21 protein-coding genes are annotated in these 23,525 nt (G+C 68.4%); 16 read left to right on the top strand and 5 right to left on the bottom strand.

Annotation, left to right across the window (positions count from 1 at the left end):
• Positions 1 to 2 precede the first annotated feature (2 nt).
• From AC1DB1_RS00845 to AC1DB1_RS00815, 7 genes are all read left to right on the top strand, one after another.
• A complete protein-coding gene (locus tag AC1DB1_RS00845; protein WP_271177301.1) occupies positions 3 to 2,078 on the top strand; it encodes a dipeptide/oligopeptide/nickel ABC transporter permease/ATP-binding protein in 2,076 nt (691 codons plus the stop codon).
• Entirely contained in the window at positions 2,075 to 3,238 is a 1,164-nt protein-coding gene (locus tag AC1DB1_RS00840; protein ID WP_271177300.1) for an ABC transporter ATP-binding protein, read from the top strand. The genes AC1DB1_RS00845 and AC1DB1_RS00840 overlap by 4 nt, the downstream gene beginning before the upstream one ends.
• On the top strand, positions 3,235 to 4,896 hold the full coding sequence (locus tag AC1DB1_RS00835) for an ABC transporter substrate-binding protein (RefSeq protein ID WP_477199439.1): 1,662 nt from the start codon (positions 3,235 to 3,237) through the stop codon (positions 4,894 to 4,896). Before AC1DB1_RS00840 ends, AC1DB1_RS00835 begins: the two co-directional genes overlap by 4 nt.
• An 89-nt stretch (positions 4,897 to 4,985) precedes the next feature.
• The gene (locus AC1DB1_RS00830; protein ID WP_477199438.1) at positions 4,986 to 5,654 is read left to right on the top strand and encodes a ThuA domain-containing protein; all 669 of its coding nucleotides are present in this window, start codon (positions 4,986 to 4,988) and stop codon (positions 5,652 to 5,654) included.
• Positions 5,651 to 6,418, top strand: a complete 768-nt coding sequence (locus AC1DB1_RS00825) for a sugar phosphate isomerase/epimerase family protein (protein ID WP_477199437.1) — start codon at positions 5,651 to 5,653, stop codon at positions 6,416 to 6,418. Before AC1DB1_RS00830 ends, AC1DB1_RS00825 begins: the two co-directional genes overlap by 4 nt.
• Positions 6,415 to 7,395, top strand: a complete 981-nt coding sequence (locus AC1DB1_RS00820; RefSeq protein WP_477199436.1) for an NAD-dependent epimerase/dehydratase family protein — start codon at positions 6,415 to 6,417, stop codon at positions 7,393 to 7,395. Before AC1DB1_RS00825 ends, AC1DB1_RS00820 begins: the two co-directional genes overlap by 4 nt.
• A 104-nt stretch (positions 7,396 to 7,499) precedes the next feature.
• Entirely contained in the window at positions 7,500 to 8,267 is a 768-nt protein-coding gene (locus tag AC1DB1_RS00815) for a GntR family transcriptional regulator (protein ID WP_477199435.1), read from the top strand.
• On the opposite strand, the gene AC1DB1_RS00810 is transcribed toward AC1DB1_RS00815, so the two are convergent.
• From AC1DB1_RS00810 to AC1DB1_RS00790, 5 genes are all read right to left on the bottom strand, one after another.
• Complete coding sequence (locus AC1DB1_RS00810) at positions 8,268 to 9,203, bottom strand: ABC transporter ATP-binding protein (protein ID WP_477199434.1); 936 nt, start codon at positions 9,201 to 9,203, stop codon at positions 8,268 to 8,270.
• Positions 9,200 to 10,057, bottom strand: a complete 858-nt coding sequence (locus tag AC1DB1_RS00805; RefSeq protein WP_477199433.1) for an ABC transporter ATP-binding protein — start codon at positions 10,055 to 10,057, stop codon at positions 9,200 to 9,202. The genes AC1DB1_RS00810 and AC1DB1_RS00805 overlap by 4 nt, the downstream gene beginning before the upstream one ends.
• A complete protein-coding gene (locus AC1DB1_RS00800) occupies positions 10,054 to 11,034 on the bottom strand; it encodes an ABC transporter permease (RefSeq protein WP_477199432.1) in 981 nt (326 codons plus the stop codon). The genes AC1DB1_RS00805 and AC1DB1_RS00800 overlap by 4 nt, the downstream gene beginning before the upstream one ends.
• 26 nt (positions 11,035 to 11,060) lie before the next feature.
• A complete protein-coding gene (locus tag AC1DB1_RS00795; protein ID WP_271177291.1) occupies positions 11,061 to 12,044 on the bottom strand; it encodes an ABC transporter permease in 984 nt (327 codons plus the stop codon).
• 67 nt (positions 12,045 to 12,111) lie between these two features.
• Positions 12,112 to 13,743 carry an ABC transporter substrate-binding protein gene (locus AC1DB1_RS00790; RefSeq protein ID WP_477199431.1) on the bottom strand — a complete coding sequence of 544 codons (1,632 nt, stop codon included), beginning with the start codon at positions 13,741 to 13,743 and terminating at the stop codon, positions 12,112 to 12,114.
• Between the two features lie 216 nt (positions 13,744 to 13,959).
• Here AC1DB1_RS00790 and AC1DB1_RS00785 point away from each other — a divergent pair, with 216 nt between their 5' ends.
• The 9 genes from AC1DB1_RS00785 (at position 13,960) to AC1DB1_RS00745 (ending at position 23,488) form a co-directional block, all read left to right on the top strand.
• Complete coding sequence (locus tag AC1DB1_RS00785) at positions 13,960 to 15,000, top strand: Gfo/Idh/MocA family protein (RefSeq protein ID WP_477199430.1); 1,041 nt, start codon at positions 13,960 to 13,962, stop codon at positions 14,998 to 15,000.
• Positions 14,997 to 15,761, top strand: a complete 765-nt coding sequence (locus tag AC1DB1_RS00780) for a GntR family transcriptional regulator (RefSeq protein ID WP_271177288.1) — start codon at positions 14,997 to 14,999, stop codon at positions 15,759 to 15,761. Before AC1DB1_RS00785 ends, AC1DB1_RS00780 begins: the two co-directional genes overlap by 4 nt.
• Positions 15,762 to 17,759, top strand: a complete 1,998-nt coding sequence (locus AC1DB1_RS00775) for a primary-amine oxidase (RefSeq protein WP_477199429.1) — start codon at positions 15,762 to 15,764, stop codon at positions 17,757 to 17,759.
• Positions 17,759 to 18,469, top strand: a complete 711-nt coding sequence (locus tag AC1DB1_RS00770; protein WP_477199428.1) for a sugar phosphate isomerase/epimerase family protein — start codon at positions 17,759 to 17,761, stop codon at positions 18,467 to 18,469. Before AC1DB1_RS00775 ends, AC1DB1_RS00770 begins: the two co-directional genes overlap by 1 nt.
• A complete protein-coding gene (locus tag AC1DB1_RS00765; protein ID WP_477199427.1) occupies positions 18,466 to 19,593 on the top strand; it encodes a Gfo/Idh/MocA family protein in 1,128 nt (375 codons plus the stop codon). Before AC1DB1_RS00770 ends, AC1DB1_RS00765 begins: the two co-directional genes overlap by 4 nt.
• Positions 19,590 to 20,612 carry an SIS domain-containing protein gene (locus AC1DB1_RS00760; RefSeq protein ID WP_477199426.1) on the top strand — a complete coding sequence of 341 codons (1,023 nt, stop codon included), beginning with the start codon at positions 19,590 to 19,592 and terminating at the stop codon, positions 20,610 to 20,612. Before AC1DB1_RS00765 ends, AC1DB1_RS00760 begins: the two co-directional genes overlap by 4 nt.
• Complete coding sequence (locus tag AC1DB1_RS00755; protein ID WP_477199425.1) at positions 20,609 to 21,502, top strand: BadF/BadG/BcrA/BcrD ATPase family protein; 894 nt, start codon at positions 20,609 to 20,611, stop codon at positions 21,500 to 21,502. The genes AC1DB1_RS00760 and AC1DB1_RS00755 overlap by 4 nt, the downstream gene beginning before the upstream one ends.
• 76 nt (positions 21,503 to 21,578) lie before the next feature.
• Positions 21,579 to 22,955 carry an aldehyde dehydrogenase AldH gene (gene aldh / locus AC1DB1_RS00750; RefSeq protein WP_477199424.1) on the top strand — a complete coding sequence of 459 codons (1,377 nt, stop codon included), beginning with the start codon at positions 21,579 to 21,581 and terminating at the stop codon, positions 22,953 to 22,955.
• On the top strand, positions 22,952 to 23,488 hold the full coding sequence (locus AC1DB1_RS00745) for a hypothetical protein (protein WP_477199423.1): 537 nt from the start codon (positions 22,952 to 22,954) through the stop codon (positions 23,486 to 23,488). The genes aldh and AC1DB1_RS00745 overlap by 4 nt, the downstream gene beginning before the upstream one ends.
• The last annotated feature ends 37 nt before the right edge of the window (positions 23,489 to 23,525 follow it).

Genomic DNA, 23,525 nt, shown 5'->3' with positions numbered 1-23,525 from the left:
CCATGGCCATCACCACCACGACCGTCGCCGAGGCCGAATCGTCGGAACCCCTCGAGGCCTCCTCCCGGTTCGCCTGGCTGCGCGCGTTCCGGCGTCCGTGGACACTGACCGGCGTCATCGTCGTCTTCATCTTCTGCGTGCTGGCGGTCATCGGTCCGTGGATCGCCCCGTACGACCCCTCGGCGGTGAGCAAGCAGACCCTGATGCCGCCGAGCCCGGAGCACTGGCTCGGAACGACCCAGACCGGGCAGGACATCCTCTCGCAGATGCTCTACGGCACGCAGGTCTCGATGCTCGTCGGTGTCGGCGCGGCGATCGTCGCCACGGTGCTGTCGGTGCTGGTCGGACTCGCCGCCGGCTACCTCGGCGGTCTCACCGACGAGCTGCTGTCGCTGCTGGCGAACGTGTTCCTCGTCATCCCGGCCCTGCCCCTGACGGTGATCCTCGCGTCGTACCTGCCGAAGACCGGCTCGCTCGGCATCATCCTGGTGATCTCCATCACGGGGTGGGCGTGGGGCGCACGCGTCTTGCGTGCGCAGACGCTGTCGCTGCGCAAGCGCGACTTCGTCGAGGCGGCACGGGCGACGGGCGAGCGGACGTCGAGGATCATCTTCCGCGACATCTTCCCGAACCAGATCGCCATCATCGCCGCGTCGTTCCTCGGCACAGTGACGGGTGCGATCCTCACCCAGGCGAGCCTCGCGTTCCTCGGCCTCACGAACGTCACCGAGTGGTCGTGGGGAACGATCCTCTACTGGGCGCAGGTGTCGAGCGCGATGCTCACCGGTGCGTGGTGGTGGTTCGTGCCTGCCGGCCTCGCGATCGCGCTCCTCGGCACCGGGCTCTCGCTGGTGAACTTCGGCATCGACGAGTTCATCAACCCGCGGCTGCGGCAGGCGGGCATCGGGACGAAGAAGGCCCAGAGGGCGCAGGCGAAGGCCAAGCGCCAGGCGATCGTGAAGCGCCCGCAGCGCAAGCGCGGCGAGCGATCGGCGCCGGTGCCGTTCGACCCGGTCACGAGCGATGTGATCCTCGAGGTGCGCAACCTCACGGTCGACTACATCGGCGAGAACTCGGTGACGCCGGCGGTGAACGATGTGTCGCTGACTCTTCGTCGCGGCGAGGTGCTCGGTATCGCCGGGGAGTCGGGAAGCGGCAAGTCGACTCTGGCCTACGCGATCACCCGGCTGCACAAGCCGCCCGCGCAGATCAGCGGTGGTGAGATGCTCTATACGAACGCCGACGGAACGAAGACCGACATCCTCTCGATGAGCGACTCGGAGCTGCGCGACTTCCGCTGGGAGGAGCTGTCGATCGTTTTCCAGTCCGCGATGCACGCCCTCAATCCCATCCTGACGATCGGCGCGCAGCTCGACGACTCGTTGCGGGCGCACCGACCCGACATGACCAAGCAGGAACGGGCCGCCAGGGTGATCGAGCTGCTCGGGCTCGTCGGCATCCAGACCGACCGGGTGAACGCCTACCCGCACGAGCTCTCCGGCGGCATGCGGCAGAGGGCCATGATCGCGGTCGGCCTCGCGCTCGACCCTGAGATCATCGTGATGGACGAGCCGACCACCGCCCTCGATGTGGTGATCCAGCGCCAGATCATCGAGAAGATCATCGAGCTGAAGGAGCGTCTCGGCTTCTCGGTGATCTTCATCACGCACGATCTCTCGCTGCTGATCGAGCTCTCCGACACCATCGCGGTGATGTACGCCGGACGCGTGGTGGAGCTGGCCGATGCCAAGGAGTTCTACCGGAATCCCCGCCACCCGTACAGCCAGGGGCTGCTCGCGTCGTTCCCGACGCTCTCCGGTCCGAAGCACGAGCTCACCGGCATCCCCGGTTCACCACCCGACCTTCGCAGGCTTCCGGCCGGATGCGCCTTCGCCGACCGCTGCCCACTCGCCTTCGACCGCTGCACGACAGTGGTGCCCCCGCTGATCCCGCTCGCCGGGCCCGCGGAATGGCGTCAGCCGGAGGCCGCGTGCCTGCTCTACGAGGGCGACGGTGCAGCCGCTTCCGCTCTCAGCGCCGACGATTCCGACTTCGCCGAACTGGAGGACGCTCGATGAGCGCTGTCGACGCCATGACGAATGCTGCCAGCTCCGAGAGGGGCGATGTGCCCGTGCTGGAGGCCGTGCACGTCACCAAGCACTTCGCGGTGCGAGGGTCGCTCTTCCGGCGGGGCCCGCGCCGCGTGGTGCACGCGGTCGACGACGTCTCGCTGAGCCTGCACGCCGGACGCATCATGGCGCTGGTGGGGGAGTCGGGGTCGGGCAAGTCGACGTTCGCGCGCCTGCTCGCGCAGCTCTATCCGCTCACCGGCGGTGAAGTCCGTTACCGCGGCACGGCGGTGCGCGTGCGAGGAGGCAAGGCGCTCCGCGCTCACGTGAGCCGGGTGCAGTTGATCCTGCAGGACCCGTTCGGGTCATTCAACCCGGTCGCGACCATCGCGCGAACGCTGTCGCGCGCCGTGCGCATCCATCACCCGGCGAAGACGGCGAGAGAGCAGAAGGCCGTGATCGAGGACTTGCTGGCACAGGTCAACCTGCGGCCGGCGCGGCAGTTCACCGAGAAGTTCCCGCACGAGCTCTCGGGCGGTCAGCTCCAGCGGATCTCGATCGCGCGAGCGCTCGCGGCCAACCCGGATGTGTTCCTCGCCGACGAGCCCGTCTCGAGCCTCGACGTCTCCATCCGGCTCGGCGTGCTCAACCTGCTGCGCCGGCTGGTGGAGGATCGCGGAGTCGCGCTGCTCTATGTGACGCACGACATCGCGTCCGCCCGTTACTTCGCCGAGGACACCACGGTGATGTACGCCGGGCAGCTCGTCGAGGCCGGTCCGAGCGAGCAGGTCACCCAGAACGCGGCGCATCCGTACACGCAGCTGCTCATCTCGTCGGCGCCGGATCCGTCGCGCGACGACGATGCCGCACCGCGCGACATCGGTCAGCCACCGAGTCTCATCGATCCGCCCGCCGGGTGCCGGTTCCATCCCCGATGCCCGTTCGCTATGGAGCGCTGCGCGACGCAGGCGCCTCCCCGTTTCGAGCTCGAGAACGGCCAGTGGGCGAACTGCTGGCTCTACGCCGACGACGCGGAGGCCGCCGAAGGGCGCGCCGAGAACGCCGCCGTATACCGCCGCACCGAGGTGCGGCCGGCCGGGCGCATCGTGCGCACCGGCCCCGCGAACGCTCCAACACACACAACACGTACCAAGGGAGAACAGCAATGAAACGCAGAAAGGCAACGCTCGCCCGCACCATCATCGGTGCGACGCTGGCCGCCGGACTGATCGTCCCGCTCGCCGCGTGCTCGTCGAGCAGTGGCGGGTCGGGTGACGGACTGATCCTCAACGTCGCGAGTCAGGCGGACTCGCTGACCCAGTCGTTCAACCCCTACCTGCCGAACACGGCGCAGGGGGCGACCTATACCAACCAGGGCGCCGGCGGGTTCATCTACGAGCCGCTCGTGCAGATCAACAACGTCGACATCGGCAAAGACATCCCGTGGCTCGCGAAGAAGTGGACCTGGTCGAACAGCAACAAGACACTGACGCTCGACCTGCAGCAGGGCGTGAAGTGGACCGACGGCAAGCCGTTCTCGGCAGACGACGTCGTGTTCACCTACGAGCTGCTCAAAAAGTATCCGGCTCTCAACGTCGGAGGCGTCGACTTCGACACCATCACGGCGAAAGACGCGAACACGGTCGTGATGACGTTCAAGGATCCGTCGGAGACGAAGTTCACCTCGCTGGTCTCGGCCGCGATCGTCTCGAAACACATCTGGTCGAAGGTCGGCGACCCGACCACCTATGTCGACAAGAACCCGGTCGGCACCGGCCCGTTCGAGCTCGACACCTTCTCGCCCCAGAGCTTCGTGCTGAAGACGAACAAGGACTACTGGCAGGCTCCGGCCAAAATCGCCGGCATCCGGTTCATCCCGTACAAGGACAACCAGGGTCAGACCAACGCGCTCGTACAGGGTCAGGCCGACTGGAGCGGCACATACATCGCCGACGCCGAGAAGACCTACACCTCGAAGAGCAAGGACAACCACTACTGGGCTCCCGTGGTGGGCTCTGACGGCCTCATCCCGAACCTCGAGAAGTGGCCGCTCAGCGACATCGCCGTGCGGCGGGCGATCAGCCTCGGCGTCGACCGGGAGCAGGTCGGAGCGGCGACGGACTCCCCGGCGGCCACGAGCCAGACCGGCCTGCCGATGCCCGCGTTCGAGAGCGAGGTGGCGAGCAAGTACAAAGACCTGGTCTTCAAGCAGGACAAGCCCGCCGCCGAGAAGCAGCTGACGGATGCCGGCTACACCAAGGGCAGCGACGGGTACTACGAGAAGGGCGGCAAGCGGGTCGAGTTCTCCGTCAGCTTCCCGGCGTCGTACACCGATATCGCGTCCCGCGCCCAGGTGCTCGTGTCGCAGCTGAAGGACCTCGGCATCAAGCTCGACATCGACACCACGTCGGTGAACGACATCAACAAGATCACCGCCGACGGCACCTTCCAGTCGACCATCGGCTACCCCGTCGGGCCGGCGCCGCGCGCGTTCAACATCTACGACTCGATGATGAACCCGAACAAGTACTACCCCATCGGCAAAGCGACGCCGACGTTCGAGAACATCGAGCGGTTCAACGACCCGGTCGCCAAGGAGCTGTTCGCCAAGTACCCGCTCGCCACCTCGGATGCGGAGCGCGCGCAGATCCTGGAGCAGATCGAGGGCATCTGGATCGACCAGCTGCCGATGATCGTCATGTTCTACTGGGGCAACTACGGCGACTGGAGTTCGGCGAAGGTCACCGGCTGGCCGAGCGAGCAGGACCCGTACTTCGCGCCGTACCCCAACCCGGTGGTCGCGCTGAAGCTCAAGCCGATCGCCTGATCGACTGAGACCGACGGCGGGCCGGACGCGAGGGCCGGTCCGCCGTCGGTGCGCCTTACCCTCCCCGCGACGATGAAGAAGAACGAGAGATGAGCGACACGCGCAACGCACTGGTCGTCGTGAACGGCGACGACATCCACCACGACCTCCTCACCGCATCGCAGGTGTTCCAGCAGCTCGGAATCGAGGCGGGTCTGGTGACCCGCCGGGCGATGGGGATGAACCGCTTCGTCGAACCGCGGCCGGAGACGGCCGATGCCGACGTCTATCTGCTGTATTCGGCCGGCGGGCAGTTCCCCACCGCTCAGCAGGAGGCGCTCGCCGCGTCCGTCGCCGCCGGCACGGGGCTGGTCGGCGTGCACGGGGCGAACATCCTGGGCTGGGAGGGCGACCGCATCGATCCCGCCGACCGGCCGATGTTCGAGCTCCTGGGCAACCGCTACCTCTCGCACGGCCCTGGGCATCATGAGGGGCGCCACACGATCGAGATCGTCGCCGAGCATCCGATCACCGACGGTCTCGACGACTTCGATCTGTTCGACGAGTACTACGAGTTCGAGCTCGCCGACGATGGCGTGCACGTGCTCGCGCAGCGTCATCGCGCCGACGGTGCGGTGATCCCGGTGCTGTACACGCGCACCGTCGGAGCCGGCCGCGTGGTGTACCTCGCCCTCGGACACGACATGCGCTCGTGGGGAGAACCGTCGGTGCGCACGCTCGTGCGTCGGGCCATCGCCTGGGCGGCGGGCGCGCTGTGACCGCTCCGATCGCCGTGATGGGCTACACCGTGCTCGAACACGCACTGGCCGACCTCGAGGGCACCCTCGCACGGGTTGCGGGGATCGGCTACCTCGGCCTCGAGACCTATGGGCTCGTCGAGCGATACGGCCCGTCGCGCGTGCGGGAGGCCGCGGCAGCCGCGGGGCTCGCGATCACCAGCGCGCACACGCCGTTCCCGGCCGGCACCGATGCGCAGCGCATCCTGGACGACGCCGAGGAGCTCGGCGCCGACACGCTGATCTGGTCGATGGAGCGCGAGGAGTTCGACAGCCCGTCAGCCATCGAGCGCGGGGTGCAGCGGGTCAACGCGGCCGCCGAGAACGCCGCGGGCCGGGGACTCGGCGTCGCGTACCACAATCATTTCGCCGAGTTCACGAACGCGTTCGACGGGCGGCAGGCGTACGACATCCTGCTCGGCCTGCTCGACCCCCGCGTGACGGTCGAGCTCGACGCCTACTGGGCGCGGATGGGTGGTGCGGATCCGGCCGAGGTGCTCACCCGGCTGGGCGACCGAGCGCAGCGGGTGCACATCAAAGACGGACCCGCACACAGCTACGACGACGACGTGATGACGCCGATCGGGGACGGACGGATGGACTGGTCCGCCATCCTCACCGCGTCGTCCGGTCTGCGTTGGCACATCGTCGAACTCGAACGACTGGACGTCGACACCTTCGACGCACTCGAAACCAGCTACCGCTACCTCGTCGGCAGCGGTCTTTCCCAGGGGAGAACCGCATGAGCACCAGAATCCTTTTCCTCGGCGGAAACGGCATGATCGGCTCGGCGGCCGCGGAAGAGGCCGCCGCTCAGGGCGCCGAGGTGACGATCGTCACCCGGTCAGAGCCGCGTCGCACCGTTCGCGATGGTGTGCGGGCGCTGCACGGCGATGTGCGGGATCCGGAGTCCCTCGGCAAACTGCTCGGTGACGAGACCTGGGACGCCGTGGTCAACTGGGTGGCCTTCACCCCGCGCGACCTCGAGGGGCAGGTCGAACTGTTCCGCGACCGCGCCTCGCAGTACGTGTTCATCAGCACCTGCTCGGTGTTCGGCCGCCCGGTGCCGAGCCTGCCGATCACCGAGTCGAGCCCGCGCAGGCAGCCGGTGTTCGGCTACGGGCGCGACAAGGTCGCGTGCGAGCTTTTCCTCGAAGAGGCCTATCGCGAGAGCGACTTCCCGCTGACGATCGTGCGGCCGTTCCACACCTACGACCGCACGGCCATCCCCGTACTGTCGGGGTGGACGGCCATCGAACGGATGCGCACGGGGCGACCGGTGATCGTGCACGGCGACGGCACTTCGTTGTGGACGTTGATGCACTCCAGCGATTTCGCCAGGGCCTTCTACCCACTGCTCGGCAACCAGCACGCCGTCGGGGAGAGCGTCAATGTGGTCAGCGGTGACATCCTCACGTGGGACCAGATCCATGTCGAGCTCGCGGCCGCGGCAGGGGTGCGCTCGCCGCGGCTCGTGCACCGGTCGAGCGAGTCGATCGCAGCGCAGTGGCCGGGCTGGGGCGAGGTGCTCGAGCACGACTTCCGGCACAGCATGCTCTTCGATACGGCCAAGCTGCGCCGGCTCGTCCCCGGATTCGCTCCCCGGGTGAGCTTCTCGCAGGGTGCCAGGGAGATCATCGCCCACCACGACGCCACCCCGGATGCTCGCGGCGTGAGCGAGGAGCTGTCGGCGGCGTTCGACCGCCTGATCGCGCGCCCGTGAGCGGGACATCGGAATATTCCGAACCGGTTCGGCTCGGCATCGGCTCGAAAAGGTAACGAGTGGTATGAATGAGGCGTGCATGGGGACAGTGGAGGGTGGAACCGATGAGTGAAGCCAGCGGGGGAGCCGCCGTCGCGGCGATCCGTCCTGACTACCCGGAGCCGCTCTGGATCCAGGCCGTGAACCTGATCACGCACGAGATCGCCACCGGCGTGCTGAAGCCGGGCATGCGCCTGCCTCCCGAGCGGGAGCTCTGCCAGCAGCTCAGCATCTCCCGTGTCACTCTGCGCAAAGCGCTCGGGCAGCTCGTCGAGGATGGCGTGCTGAGCGCGTCGCACGGCCGGGGCTGGTACGTGGCGCAGGCGCCGAGTGTCGGCAAGGAGTTCCCCAACAGCCTGGAGTCGTTCACCGAGACCGCCACGAGGATGGGGCTGGTCGCCTCGTCCCGGGTGCTGCGCGCCGTGACCAAGTCCGCGACGCTCGACGAGGCCGAGGAACTGTCCGTCGCCCCCGGCACGCCCCTCTTCCACCTCGAGCGCGTTCGGCTGCTCGACGAGGTGCCGATCGCCGTCGACATCACGCGCATCCCGGCCGCTCTCGCGCCCGACCTGGCCTCGGCCGACTTCGCCGTCGACTCGCTCTACCAGCGCCTCGCCGACGCCGGTGTCGAGCCCTTGCGAGCGGACGCGACGATCGAGGCGCGGAGTGCCCAGGCCGACGTCGCCGCCCATCTCGGGCTGGAGCCGGGGCAGCCGGTGCTTGTCATGCGTCAGGTCGCGGTCGACCGCGCAGAGCACCCGCTGTTCGTCTCGACGATCACCTACGCGGGCGATCGCTACCGCCTCCGCACCTTCTTCGCGCGCACGCGCTGATCACACCGAGGCGAGCAGTTCCGCGACCGCCGGGTCGTCGGTCCAGGCGCGAGCCCAGTGCGATGCGTCGGGTGTCGGCCCGGGGTCGATGTCGGTGATGAGTACCTCGGGGGAGAGGCGGAACCGTTCCTCGTCGATCTCGAAGATCTCCGAGTGCGGGTCGGGCGCTGCGCGCACCAGCAGCTGTGTATAGGGGTGGATCGGGTTCAGGATCACGTCGCCCGATGCCCCGCGCTCGACCACCCGGCCGTGGCGCATGACCACGATCTGCGACGAGAAGTGCCGCGCCGTGGCCAGGTCGTGCGTGATGTAGAGCACCGCCAGATTGCGCTCCCGCTTCAGGTCGTCCAGCAGCTGCAGGATCTCCAGCCGGATGGAGACGTCGAGCATCGACACCGGCTCGTCGGCGATCAGCACCTCGGGACGGGGCGCGAGGGCGCGCGCGATCGCGACGCGTTGGCGCTGGCCGCCGGAGAGTTCGTGCGGGTATTTCGCCAGCACGGCCGCCGCCGGACCGAGGTTCACGGATTCGAGCAGACGGCGCAGCTCGCGCTCCTCCTCCGCCCGGTTCCTCACGATGCCGTGGATGCGCAGCGGGCGCGTGAGATGGTGCCGGATGGTAAGCGACGGGTTGAGCGACGAGAATGGATCCTGGAACACCATCTGCACGCGCGAGCGGTAGCGCGTGGTGGCGGCGCGGCCTCGACCGATGCGCTCGCCGTCGAGCGTGATGTCTCCTGCGGTCGGCTCGATCAGACGGATGAGCATCTTGGCGATGGTCGACTTCCCGCTGCCCGACTCGCCTACGAGGGCGACCGACTCGCCCGGGCGCACCACGATCGACACGTCGTCGACCGCCTTGAGGATCTTGTTCTTCAGGCCGGTTCCTCTGATCTCGTAGTTCTTGCGCAGATGGAGGGCTTCGAGGGTGGTCATGCGGTGACCTCTTCTCCGCTGTCGATGTAGCGGGATCCGGTGAGCGGCACGTCGCCGCGCAGGCTGGGGAAGGAACGGAGCAGGTGCCGCGTGTACTCGTGCGAGGGGTTCTCCAGCAGCACGTCCGGTGTGTTCTGCTCGACCAGGCGACCGGACAGCATCACACCGACGCGGTCGCTGATCTCGAGCAGCAGCCCGAGGTCGTGGGTGATGAACAGTACGGCGAAGCCGAACTCCGTTCGCAGGCGGTCGATCTCCTCGAGGATGTTGCGCTGTACGACGACGTCGAGCGCGGTGGTCGGCTCGTCCATGATGATCAGGCGCGGCCGAAGGGCGAGCGCCATCGCGATCATGACCCGCTGCCGCATGCCGCCCGAGAGTTCGTGCGGATAGCTGCGTAGACGGTCGGCGGGGATGCCGACCGTGCGCAGCAGCTCGGCGGCGCGTTCGCGGCGCTCGCGGCGGTTGAGCCCGCTGCGGTGGTCGATGAAGACGTCCTCGATCTGCGATCCGATGCGGTGAACGGGGTTCAAGGCGCTCATCGCCCCCTGGAAGACCATCGAGATCTCCTGCCAGCGGAATGCCCGCAGGTCCGGCCCGTCGAGCGAGAGCACGTCGGTGATCCCGCCGTCGTCGCGTCGCCACTCGATCGAGCCGCCGGTGATCTCGGCCGGTGCCTGGAGCAGCCGGGTGACGGTGTACGCGAGCGTCGACTTGCCGCATCCGGACTCGCCGGCGAGTCCGACGATCTCGCCGGGGCGGATGTCGAGGGACACGTTGTTCACGGCACGCACGGGAGAGTCCGTCTGGTAGTCGACGGTCAGGTTGCGGATGCTCAGCAGCGGCGCGCTCATGCGGTCGCCCCCTTTCTGCGTGCGCGCTTCACGATGGCGGCGGTGCGCAGGCGCGGGTTGATGCGCTCGTCGATGCTGAAGTTGATCAGGCCGAGTGCCGCGCCGAGGATGGCGATGCAGAGGCCGGGCGGCACGAACCACCACCAGGCGCCCAGAGTGATCGCCTGCGCGTTCTGGGCGAAGAACAGGATGCTTCCCCACGATTTGCCGCCGGGCGCACCGAGCCCGAGGAACGACAGACCGGCCTCGGCAAGGATGGCGCCGAGCGCGCCGAAGACGAACTGCGACGCGATGATGGGCATCAGGTTCGGGAGGATCTCCCGCAGCATGATGCGCCAGTTGGACTCGCTGGCGACGCGGGCCGCGTCCACGTAGTCGCGCGACCTCACGGAGAGGGTCTGCGCCCGCAGCACACGGGCAGCGCCGGCCCAGGAGACGAGGGCGATCACGACCGAGATCACGATGATGTCACGCGACTCGACGTAGTCGGTGACGATGATCAGCAGCGGCAGGCCCGGGATGACGAGGAACACGTTGCTGACCAGCGACGACAGGTTGTCCCAGATCCCGCCGAGGAATGCGCCGCCGATGCCGAAGATCATCGACAGCAGCACGGTGATCGCACCGGCCACCACGCCGATCACGACGGAGCCGGTGGTGCCCGCGATCACCTGGCCGAGCACATCCTGACCGATGTTGGTGGTCCCGAACCAGTGCTCGGCGCTCGGCGGCTGGAGACCGACCGGGCTCGACTGGTTCGGGTTCGGCACAAGGAACGGCGCGATGACGGCCAGCACGGCGAAGAAGGCGCAGATGCCGATGCCGACCCAGAACTTCCAGCCGCGCGAGGTGCTGCGCCTGCCGGATGCGCGCCCCGAGGCGCGGAAGAAGCCGGTGCGGGGCGGGCCGTCGTCGGCAAGGTCCGGTTCGGACCCCGACAGCTCGGGGTCGGCGAGCTCTTGCTGGGTGAAACTCATGGTGCTCTCCTTGGTCGCCTCTCGGCTCAGTTCGCCAGGCGGGTGCGGGGGTCGATGAAGCCGTAGATCAGGTCGACGACGAGGTTGGCGCCGAGCACGGCGAGCGTGATGACGAGGAACAGAGCCTGCATCAGCGGGTAGTCGTTGTTCTGCACGGCGGTGAGGAGGGTGAAGCCGACGCCCGGATACCCGAACACGCTCTCGGTCACGACGGAGCCGTTCACGATGAAGCCGAGCGACATCGCGAAGCCGGCCACCGATGGCAGGAGGGCGTTGCGCATGGCGTACGAGCCGAAGACGCGGCGCGGCCGGAGGCCCTTGGCGCGGGCTGTGACCACGTAGTCCTCCGCCATCGTCGACACCATCATGTTGCGGGTGCCGAGCAGCTGACCCGAGACCGACGCGAGGATGATCGTGATGGCGGGCAGCATGCCGTAGAGGATGACGGACCCGATGAACTCGGGTGTGAAACCGGGGGTGATGGTGAAGTCGTAGCCGCCGCTCACCGGGAACCAGTGCAGGATCGACCCGAAGATGTACACCAGCACCAGGGCGAGCCAGAAGTACGGGATGGCCGAGAAGAAGGTCGAAGCCGGCAGGATCGAATCGGTCCACGTGCCTCGGCGCCACCCGAGCCAGGAGCCGAACACGATGCCGATGACGTAGCTGATCACGGTGGCGAGACCGACGAGGGCGACGGTCCACGGCAGCGCCTGCATCACGACGTCGATGGCGGGGGTGGGGTAGTAACTCACCGAGAGGCCGAAGTCTCCAGTGAAGAGGTTGTGGAGGTACTGGCCGTACTGAACGATCAAGGGCTCGTGGGAGACGCCGAACTGCAGCTCGAGCGCGTGCCGCGCCTCGGGCGGCATCGGGCCGACGCCCTGGGTCTTCGCGAGGATCACGTCGACCGGGCTGCCCTTGACGAGCCGGGGGAGCAGGAAGTTGAGGGTGATCGCGATCCAGCCGGCGATCAGGTAGAAGCCGAGCTTGTTCAGGTAGTAGCGCATAGGTGCTTTCCGCCGGTGTCGGGGCGGGTGGCGGACCGATCGGATCGGTCCGCCACCCGCACGCTGGTTACTTGACTGGTTTCAGCGACTTGGCGACGTAGCCGATGTTGCCCGACAGCCAGTTGGACGGTGTCGCCCAGAGGTTGTCGGTGGTGGGCATCCCGGTGAAGTACTGGTCGCGGTAGGTCGTGACCGCGCCGTTCTGGCTGAGGATGATGTACGGCTGGTTCTCGGCGAAGTACGTGCCGAGGCCCTGGTAAGCGGCGGTGAGCTTCGCCGGGTCGTTGGTGCTGCCGGCTTCGGCGATCAGCTTGTCGACCGCCGGGTCGTTGAAACGCACGAAGTTCGCATTGGCAGGTTTGCCGACGGGCGCCGTCTTGGCGGAGTCCAGGCTGTCGCTGAACTGCTGGAACGGGTTGGGACCGGTGGGGATGCGGTCGTCGAGCAGGTCGAACGTGCCGTTCTGCCGTTCGGTCGAGTACGCGCCGAGCGAGAGCTCCTCCGGTGTGGCTTTCACGCCGATCTTGGCGAAGTCCTGCACCAGCAGCTGGTTGGCCGTGATGGTGTCGGTGTAGCCCGTGACCGTCGTGATCTTGAACGCGACGGGCTTGCCGTCTTTGCCGAGCAGGTCGCCCGATCCGTTGTAGCTGTAGCCGGCTCCGGTGAGGATCTTCTTGGCCTCGTCGACGTTCTGATCGAGCGTCTTGCCCTTGTAGGCGGCGGGGATGTACGCCTCGTCGCGGGGCTGCAGCAGGCTGGTCGGGTTGCCGGGCGTGTCCGTGCCGCCGAACGCCTGCTTGATGATCGAGTCGCGGTCGATCGACAGGCTCAGCGCCTTGCGGAACTCGACGTCGTTGAACGGCGCCTTCGTGAGGTTCGGCAGCAGAGCCTTGATGTCGGCGGGGATGGATGTGTACTTGTTGTGCTTCGGGTCCTTGTCGACGAACGACTTCTGCACATCCTGCAGGGCGATGCCCGCCCAGTCGATCTGTCCGGCATTGAGCGAGTTGAGCGCAGCCGCGTTGCCGGTGGAGGTCACGAGGCGGATTCCGGGGATAGCCGGCTCACCCTTCTCGTAGTACGACTTGTTCGCGGTGAGGGTGACCGACTGCGGAGTGAACTGGCCGAACGAGAAGGCTCCGGTGCCGATGGGCTTCTGGTTCGTGGTCTTCTCCGGGTCGGGGATCGACTTCCAGATGTGCTCGGGGACGATGAACGTCAGGCCCAGCAGGCGGTACTCGTTGGGGTAGTCCGGCTGCGTGAGCGTGATGGTGACATGCGTGTCGTCAACGGCCGTCGCCTCCGCGATCTTGAGGCCGTAGAGGTTGAGGGCCGGCTTCTCCTTGAGCAGGTTGTACGTGTAGGCGACGTCGGCGGCGGTGAACGGCTTGCCGTCCTGCCATTTCACGCCGTCTTTGAGAGTCACCGAGTAGGTGAGCCCGTCGGGCGACACCGTGTACTCGGTGCCCAGCCAGGGGTGCGGCTTCTCGTTCTTGGCGGAGTTGAAGTAGAAGAGCGGCTCGTAGACCGCGCCCAGCACGGCGCCGTTTGCGCCGTAGGCGACGTCGCTGACGAAGGGGTTGAAGTTGTCGGTCAGGTTGCCGGGGTTGCCGGAGAACACGTTGATGTAACGGGAGCTGCTGGAGCTGCTCGCGCCCGAGGCGGAGCATCCGGTGATGATGAGCGTGGCGGCGGCCACGGTGGCGAGTGTTGCGGCGACTCGCATCCTCATTGACTTGCGTGGTTGCACTGCACTTCTCCTCGAATCGGGTGTGGTGGTTGACCGAGAGCATACATAGAGGTCCATAGAGGTAGCAAGAGGTATTTATTTCAGCAAGATTAACTCTGTTGGTGTAGACCAATTGCGTACCACATGGCTACTATGTGGAACACACGAGGTCAAACAGGAGGAAATGTGATTCGAGTCGGTCTTCTCGGTTCCGGATTCATCAGCGACACCTATGCGGATGCGCTGCAGGACGTCCGGAACGCCGAGATCGTCGCCAACTACTCGCGCGACCTCGGGCGGGCCGAGGCCTTCGCGGCGAAATGGGGCCCGATCGCACGTCAGTACGACTCGATCGAGCAGCTCTGCGCCGACCCCGAGGTCGACCTCGTCGTCATCGCGCTGCCGAACGAGGCGCACGTCGAGGCTGTGCGCATCGCCGCCGCCGCTGGCAAGGGGATCGTCTGCACCAAGCCGCTCGCCCGCACAGGCGCAGAGGCGGCCGAGATCCTGCGCATCGTGACGGAGGCGGGGGTGTGGCACGGCTACGCCGAGAGCTCGGTCTTCTCGCCCAACATCGCCAAAGCGCACCAGATGGTCGCAGCCGGGGCGATCGGCGACGTGCTCACCATGCGCGCCAGAGAGGCCCACTCCGGCCCGCACGCTCCGCACTTCTGGGACGCGGAGACGGCCGGTGGAGGCGCCCTGCTCGACATGGGCTGCCACACCGTCGAGTCCGCCAGGCATTTCTTCGGCAAGCACAACCCGGTGGCGGAGGTTTTCGCGTGGGGAGCGACGATGGTGCACGGTGACAAGACGAGCGGAGAGGACACCGCCATCGCGCTCCTCAAGTTCGCCGGCGGGCAGCTCGCGCAGATCGAGTCGTCGTGGATCGAGAAGGGCGGCATGCAGTTGCGCCACGAACTCGTCGGCAGCGCCGGTCGCATCGTCACCGACACGTCGCAGACGCCGGTGTGGGGCTTCATCGAGAACCCCGCCGGCTATCTGGTCGAGAAGGCGGACGCCGACACGGGCTGGGTCTATCCGGTGCCGGAGGAGGCGCGTGCGTACGGCTTCAGCCAGGAGATGCGGCACTTCGTCGACCGCTTCGCGGCGGGCGAGGAACCCATCGAGACCTTCGATGACGGGTTCGTCGTCAACTGCATCCTCGACGCCTGCTACGCCTCGATGAAGAGCGGCGTGTGGGAGACGGTGAGCGTCGAGCGATGACCGTCAACGACACCACGATCCGCACGGACTACCCGGACCCGCTCTGGGTGCAGGCCGCCGACTCCCTCCGCGAGCAGATCGCAGGTGGAACTCTGCGTGCCGGTTCCCGCCTCCCGCCGGAGCGGGAGCTCTGTCTCACCCTCGGCATCAGCCGGGTCACACTGCGGAAAGCGCTGCAGGCGCTCGTCGACGACGGCGCGATCGCGCCGTCGCACGGCCGCGGCTGGTACGTCTCCGGGCACGCCGACGAGCGCAACGAGTGGCCGAACAGCCTCGAATCGTTCAGCGAGACGGCCGAGCGGATGGGGCTGCTCGCCACCTCCCGCGTGCTCACCGCAGAGGTCTCCGCGTCGACGATCGATGAGGCCGAGAAGCTGGGGATCGCCCCGGGCACGCCGCTCTTCCGGCTCGGCCGGGTGCGGATGCTCGGCGGCGTGCCGATCGCCCTCGACTGGGCGCTCATCCCCGCCCTGCTGCTGCCGCAGCCGGAGCGCTTCGACTTCACGACCGACTCTCTCTACCAGGCCCTGGCCGACGGAGGCAACGAGCTGGCCAACGCGGAGACCACGATCGAGGCGCGCGAGGCCAGCGCCGACGTCGCTTCGGCGCTCGACGTCGAAGCCGGTACCCCCACTCTCGTCATGCACCAGGTCGTCCGCGGCCGTGGCGAACGCCCCGTGCTCGCCTCGACGGTGCAGTACGCCGGCGACCGCTACCGCCTGCGCACCTATTTCGCCCGCCACAACCGAACGGAGCTCTAAGTGACCGACACCGCCGCATCCATCGGCACCTCCACCGTCGCCGCGGCGCTCGCCTCATTGCGCCCGGACGAGATCGCGGCTGCGCGCCGGATCCTCGTGCGCGATGGCCTGCTCGGCGAACAGACCCATGTGTCGTACTTCGGACTGCTCGAGCAGGACAAGCGCACGCTGCTGGCCGACGGGGCGCGGCCGGAGGCGCGGCGGTTCCGCGCGATGCTGGTCGACTTCGCCTCGGGCGCCTCCCACGATGTCGTCGTCTGCCCGGCAGAAGACCGGATCGTCAGCGCACTCGAGCTCGATCCCGCCGAGGGACAGGTGCCCGTCGTGCTCGCCGAGTTCGGGCTGGTCGAGGAGATCGTGCACCAGGACGAGCGCTGGCTCGCGGCCATGCGCAAGCGCGGCCTCACCGACCTCTCCACCCTCCGCGTCAATCCTCTGTCCGCTGGGGTGCTCGCCCCGGATGAGGCGGGTCGCCGCATCCAGCGCTGCTTCACGTTCCTGCAGAAGACACCGGACGACCTCGGCTGGGCGCATCCGGTCGACGGAGTCACCGTGATGGTCGACGTCGTGACGCGCGAGGTGCTCGACGTGATCGACTACGTCGAGCTGCCGGTGCCGCAGGAGGACGGCAACTTCCACCTGGCCGACTGGGTCGGGAAGCCTCAGCGCACCGGCCTGAAGCCGATCGAGATCACCCAGCCCCAGGGCCCGAGCTTCAGCATCGACGACGACGGCGTGCTCTCCTGGGCAGGATGGCAGCTGCAGGTGTCGTTCGATCAGCGCGAGGGGCTCGTCTTCCACAACATCTCGATCGCCGACGACGGGGTGCAGCGTCCCGTCGTCTACCGGGCATCCATCGCCGAGATGATGGTGCCGTACGGCGACCCGAGTCCGCAGCGCTGGTTCCAGAACTTCTTCGACTGCGGCGAGTACCTGCTCGGCGGCTTCGCCAACTCCCTCGAGCTGGGTTGCGATTGCGTCGGCGACATCACCTACCTGGATGCGACGCTGGCCGACAATGCCGGAAACGTGCGCGTCATCCCGCAGGCGATCTGCATCCACGAAGAAGACACCGGCATCCTCTGGAAGCACTTCGACAACTGGAACGGCTCGAGCGACTCCCGTCGCAACCGCCGGCTGGTGGTCAGCTTCTTCGTGACCGTCGGCAACTACGACTACGGGTTCTACTGGTACTTCTCGCTCGACGGCAACATCGAGCTCGAGGTGAAGGCGACCGGTGTGGTGTTCACCTCGGCCTATCCCGGCGCCGGATACGCCTATGCCTCCGAGTTGGCCCCCGGGCTCGGCGCCCCGTATCACCAGCACCTGTTCTCGGCCCGCCTCGATATGGCCGTCGACGGACCGGTGAACGCGGTCGACGAGCTCGAGGCCGTGCTCGTTCCGCGCGGCCCGGCGAACCCGACGGGCACGGGGATCACGCAGACCGTGACGCGCCTGCGCACGGAGAAGGAGGCGCAGCGGCTGGCCGACAACGCTCGCGGGCGTGTGTGGTTGGTGTCCAACCCCGGAGTGCAGAACCGTCTGGGCCGGGATGTCGGCTACGTGCTCTACCCCGAGGGCAAACCCGCCCTCTTGGCCGACGAACAGTCGGACATCCATCAGCGTGCGACGTATGCCGCCAAGCATCTCTGGGTGACGGCGTACGAGCCGGACGAACTCTATCCGGCCGGCGACTTCGTCAACATGCATCCGGGGGGCGCGGGGCTTCCCGCCTGGACCGCGGCCGACCGTGCCGTCGACGGTACCGACATCGTGCTCTGGCACACTTTCGGCCTCACCCACTTCCCGCGCATCGAGGACTGGCCGATCATGCCGGTCGACTCCGCCGGCTTCGTGCTCAAGCCGCACGGCTTCTTCGGCGCGAACCCCACCCTGGACATCCCTGAGACCACCAGCGACCACTGCGCGCCGGGCGGTTCCCACCACGAACAGCACAGCGGCGAGCACGCCGCCCTCGGCCACGAAGGACACCACTGATGACGAGCCCCCTGGGCGTACAGCTCTACAGCGTGCGCGACGACATCGGCCCGGATGCGCTGCCGCAGACGCTCGCACGCCTCGCCGGCTTCGGGTTCACGCATGTGGAGCCGTACGACATCCTCACGGATACAGACGGTCTGGCAGCGGCTCTCGCCGCCTCCGGGCTGTCCGCGACGACCGCGCACGCGAAGATCACGGAGCTCGACAGAGACCGGGTGCTCGACGCCGCCGAACGCCTCGGAGTGCGTACGGTCGTCGTGCCCTTCGTCCCTCCGGCGTCGATCGCCGATCGTGCCGGGATCGAAGCGCTGGCCGAGGCGATCAACGAGGCGAGCGCGTACGCGGCGGCGCGCGGCATCCGGATCGGTTACCACAACCACGACTTCGAGTTCGCGCAGACGGTCGGGGGGAGGCCGGTGTACGAACTCCTCGTCGAACGGCTCGACCCCGCCGTCGTGCTCGAGCTGGATACGTACTGGGCCGCCGTCGGGGGTGCCGACGTGTACGAGCTCGTGCCGCGCCTCGGAGACCGCGTGCGGCTGCTCCACGTGAAGTACGACGCCGGCAACCCCTTCGACATCGCCGACGTGCTGCCTCTCGCCGCGAGCCTCGAGCTCCCGGTGGTCGAGGTCGTCGTGCACGAGGGCGACGTCTTCCCCCTGGTGGAGCAGAATGCGCACTACTTCGGCGGGCTGGTGCGGGCATGACCGGCGTCGGCATCATCGGGGCCGGGAACATCTCCGACGAGTACCTGCGGTCGCTGGGCACCTATCCGGATGTGCAGGTCGTCGGCATCGCCGACCTCGATGTGCAGAGGGCGCGAGCGCAGGCCGAGGCCTACGGCGTACCGTTCGCCGGCACGGTCGACGAGCTGCTCGCGCTCGACGCGGTGCAGATCGTCGTCAACCTGACGATCCCCGCTGCGCACGCCGACGTGGCGCTCGCCGCGATCGCGGCCGGCAAGCACGTCTGGGGGGAGAAGCCCCTCACCCTGGACCTCGCCGCTGCTCGCGCCGTGCTCGATGCTGCTGCCGCCGCCGGGGTGGTCGTGGCCAACGCTCCGGACACCATCCTGGGCGAGGGGATCCAGAACGCGCACCGGCTCCTGGCCGAGGGCGCGATCGGAACGCCCCAGACCCTGCTCACCCTGATGCAGGGGCCGGGGCCGGACTCGTGGCATCCGCGCCCGCAGTTCCTGTTCGCCCGGGGGGCGGGCCCGCTGTTCGACATCGGCCCGTACTACGTCAGCACGATGGTGCAGCTGCTGGGCCCCGTCGCCTCGGTCGAAGCGCTCGGCCAGACGCCGCGCACCGAGCGCGTCATCGGCTCAGGTCCGGACGCCGGTACCGTCTTCCCCGTGGATGTGAGCACGCACGTGAGCGTCCTCACTCGCTTCCGCTCCGGAGTCGTCGGCACCTCGGTCTACAGCTTCGACTCGGCTCTGCGACGTCAGACCTTCGAGATCACGGGTTCCGCCGGGGTCCTGGAGGTGCCCGTCAGCGGCTTCGACGGCGCGACCAGAGTGCTCGCCGGCGATGACCGCCTCGCCGACTGGACCGAGATCCCGCCGCCGGGCGTCCACCGCGAGCGCGGGGTCGGAGTGCTCGAGATGGCGCGGGCCATCAGGGACGGCCGCACTCCCCGAGCCTCGGGGGAGCTCGCCTACCACGCGCTCGAGGTGATGCTGGCGATCGAGGAGTCGATCGACTCCGGCGTCCCCGTCGCGATCTCGAGCACCGCTCGACCGGTCGACCCGCTCCCCATCGAGTGGGATCCGACCGCACCAACGGCCCTGGCGGCCACCACCACACCATCGAGGGGAAACCGATGATCGGGTACATCACTTTCGCGGCAGCCCGCGCGACTCAGGCCGACGAGCTCGGCCGGGCCATCCCGCGCATCGCCGACCGCATCGAGGAGCGAAAGGAGGCCGGGGTGCTGAGTGGTCCCGGGCCGATCTTCGTCGGCATCGGGGCGAGCCTCGCCGCCGCGTGCGCGCCGGTCTGGAGCCTTCGCTCACGCGGCATCCACTCGTGGCGCCTGGGGGCCGGCGATCTCCCTCTCCCGTTCCCGGAGAGCGTGCATCCGATCGTCGGCATCTCGCAGAGCGGCCGGAGTGCGGAGACGCTCGCCGTGCTCGAGTCGGTCGCTCCGGAGCTGCGGTTGGCGGTCGTCAACTCCGAGCCCTCGCCGATCGCGCAGCTCGCGTCGACGATCTCGCTCGGCAACCTCTCCGACAGCTACGCCTCCACCCTCGGCTACACGGCCACCGTCGCCGCCCTGGGGATGCTCGCCGATGCGTGGGACGGCGGCCGGATCGACCCGGGGTGGACGACCCTGCACGAGACCTTCGCATCGGTCGAGGACGGGGTCACCGACCAGGTGGTGGGGCTCGCCGGGCTGTTCCGCACCGTCGCCTCCTGCGACTTCGTCGGGGCCGGTCCGGCCGTGGGATCGGCGGAGGCCGGGGCGCTGCTGTTCCGCGAGGTGGCACGCATTCCAGCGACGGCCATGAGCACCCGGCAGTACCTGCACGGGTCGATGGAGTCCGCAGGCGACGGGGTGCACGTCGTGCTCGGCGACAGCCGCGAGATCGACCTCGCGACGACCCTTTCCGATGCCGGCCACCACGTCATCCTGATCACGGGGGAGGATGTCGAGCCGTCGGCGACGCTCCACCCCGTGCGGCTGCCCAAGCTCCCCGCGTCGCAGCGCGCGGTGCTCGAAGCCCTCGTGCTGCAGATCCTCGTCGGGGCGGTCGCCGACGTGCGCGGTGTGGAGATCGAGGAGTTCGTCTTCCACAACGCGGATACGAAGGTTCCGGTCGACGCGGCAGGGGGAGCGGCGTGACCGATGTGATCGTGGGCTTGGATGCCGGTGGCACCAAGCTCGGCGTGCGGGTCGACACTCTCGACGGCTCGCGTATCGCCGACGTCTCCCTGCCGGCCGAAGACTGGAGCGCTTCGCCGGCAGGGAGCGCCGCTCGCTGGCTTGCCGACCGCATCCGCCGCGCGGTGCCGGAGGGTGCGCGCGTGCTCGCCGTCGGTGTCGGCGCGCAGGGCTGCGACACCGTCGAGCACTGTCGTGAGCTCGAGCACGAGTTCGAGCTACTGGGCTACCCGGCCACCGTCGTCAACGACGCCGAACTGCTGGTGCCCGCTGCGGGCATCGAGCGGGGCATCGGCATCATCGCTGGCACCGGATCGATCGCCGTCGGGCGCGACGCCGCCGGCGAGACGCTGTTCTCCGGAGGCTGGGGCTGGGTGATCGGCGACGAAGGGGGCGCGCCGGCCATCGTGCGCGATGCGACCATCGCGGCCCTGCTCGCCCGCGACGAGGGGCTCCCCGACGACGGACTGCTCAACGCGCTGCAGCTCGCCTTCGGAGTGTCCTCGGCGCCCACCCTCGCGCGCGCCGTCAACGACACCCCCACCGCAGAGAACTGGGGGCCGCGCGCCATCGCGGTCTTCGCCGCGGCCGATGCGGGATCCGCCCGGGCGGCGCGCGTCATCGACCGCTCGGCCCAACGGCTCGCCGCCCTGGTCGACCAGCTCGTCCGCCGCGGAGCAGTCGCGGATGCCGTCGTCGCCGCCGGCAGCGTGATCGCGAACCAGCCCCGGCTCTTCTCGGCACTGTCGGCGCGGATCACGCGCGCGCATCCGGCACTCGCGGTGGTGCTGCTCGACGACGCACCCGTCAGCGGCGGCATCGAGCTCGCACGACGCCGCGCGACCGGCTAGTCCTCCGCAGCAGAGACTCGACCGCAGAACACGCCAACCGCAGAACACGCCAACCGCAGAACAAAGGAGTCAGCACATGGCCATCGCCACCGTCAATCCCGCCACGGGCGAGACCCTCAAGACCTTCCAGCCGCACACCGCGGACGAGGTCGAGAGCATCGTCGCCGCCGCCCACGCCACCTACGCGGAGCTCGCCGCGACCACCTTCGCCGAACGCGCGGCCTGGATGCGCGCGGCCGCGGACCTCCTGGACGCCGAGCTCGACGAGGTCGCGTCCCTCGTCTCCACCGAGATGGGGAAGACGATCGGCACCGCGAAGTACGAGGTCGCCAAGTCGGCCCGTGGGATGCGCTGGTACGCCGACCACGCCGAGCAGTACCTCGCCGACGAGCACCCGGTCGAGCCGGGTGACGTCGGGGCCTCGGCGGTGAGCGTGCGCTACCAGCCGATCGGCACCGTGCTCGCGGTGATGCCGTGGAACTACCCCTTCTGGCAGGTGATCCGCTTCGCCGCGCCCGCACTGATGGCCGGCAACACCGGCATCCTCAAGCACGCGTCCAGCGTTCCGCAGAGCGCCCTGTACCTCGGGTCGCTGTTCGCGCGCGGCGGGTTCCCTGCGGGGGCGTTTCAGACCCTGCTGCTCGAAGGCGGTGCGGTGGCGCCTCTGCTGGACGACCCGCGCATCCGCGCCGTGACGCTCACGGGATCGGTCGGGGCGGGCTCATCTATCGCCGAAGCCGCGGGCCGCAACATCAAGAAGTCGGTGCTCGAGCTCGGTGGCACCGACGTGTTCGTGGTGATGCCTTCCGCCGACGTGGCTGCTGCGGCCGCCGCCGGCGTGAACGCCCGGGTGCAGAACTCCGGTCAGAGCTGCATCGCGGCCAAACGGTACTACGTGCACGACGACGTCTACGGTGCGTTCGAGGAGGCGTTCGTCGCCGGCATGGCTGCCCAGAAGGCCGGCGATCCGTTCGACGAGTCCAGTTCGTTCGGCCCTCTCGCCACGGAGCAGGGCAGGCGCGACGCGCACGCGCTGGTCGAGGATGCTCTGGCCAAGGGGGCGACCGCGCTCGTGGGCGGCGAGATCCCGGACGGACCGGGATGGTTCTATCCGGCCACCGTGCTCACCGGCGTCACGCCCGAGATGCGGATCTACCGCGAGGAGTGCTTCGGCCCCGTCGCGTGCCTGTACCCCGTGGCCAGCGCCGAGGAGGCGGTCGAGCGCTCGAACGACTCCGACTTCGGACTCAGCTCCAGCGTGTGGACGAACGACGACGGCGAGGCGGAGCTCTTCCAGAACGGGATCGATGCCGGCGGCGTGTTCGTGAACGGTCTCACCGCGTCGTTCCCGCAGCTGCCGTTCGGCGGTGTCAAGGACTCCGGTTACGGCCGTGAGCTGTCGGCGCTGGGGATCCGCGAGTTCACGAACATCAAGACCGTCTGGCGCGCGTGAGCGCGGCGCTCGGGCGCGCACCGCGATCGGTGCGAGAAGAAGGGTTCGGGCGCGCGAACACCTTCGTCTCGCCCGCATCGTTGGGCGGTGCAGCCCGGGCGCTCGCGCACGAGGCGGTGCCGGCGGGCGTGATGGCGGCCGCGGTGCTGGGAGGGCACACCGCCGGCGCGATGGTCGCGGCAGCGGGCGCCCTGGTGCTGCTCTCGTTCGGCTACGCGCCGCTCGCGCGAACGAAGCACTGGGCGCGCGAGCATCTCGCCGACCTGTGGGCGATGCTGCTCGTCATGGCGACGATGGCGTTCATGGCCACCGGCACGCTGCCGGGCTCGGCGGGCACAGCCGCCCACGCACACCGGATGGGCGGATCCCCAGGGAGTCTCGCGCTGTCGGCTGCGGCCCCTGGCGCCATGCTCGTGGTCGTCGTCGGGTGGATCGCGGTGCGGGCGCTTCTCGCACGACGTGGCTGGCACATCCACTCGGCGGTGTCGGCAGGCGCCTGCGGCGCGGGCCTCGCGTGGATGCTGATGCTGTGACCGCGGTGTCGAAGTCGAGGTGAGACACGCTCGGCAT

Source organism: Leifsonia sp. 10N434 (assembly GCF_056394405.1).
The sequence above is the reverse complement of the archived record's forward strand: the minus strand, read 5'-3'. Positions and strand labels throughout refer to the sequence as shown.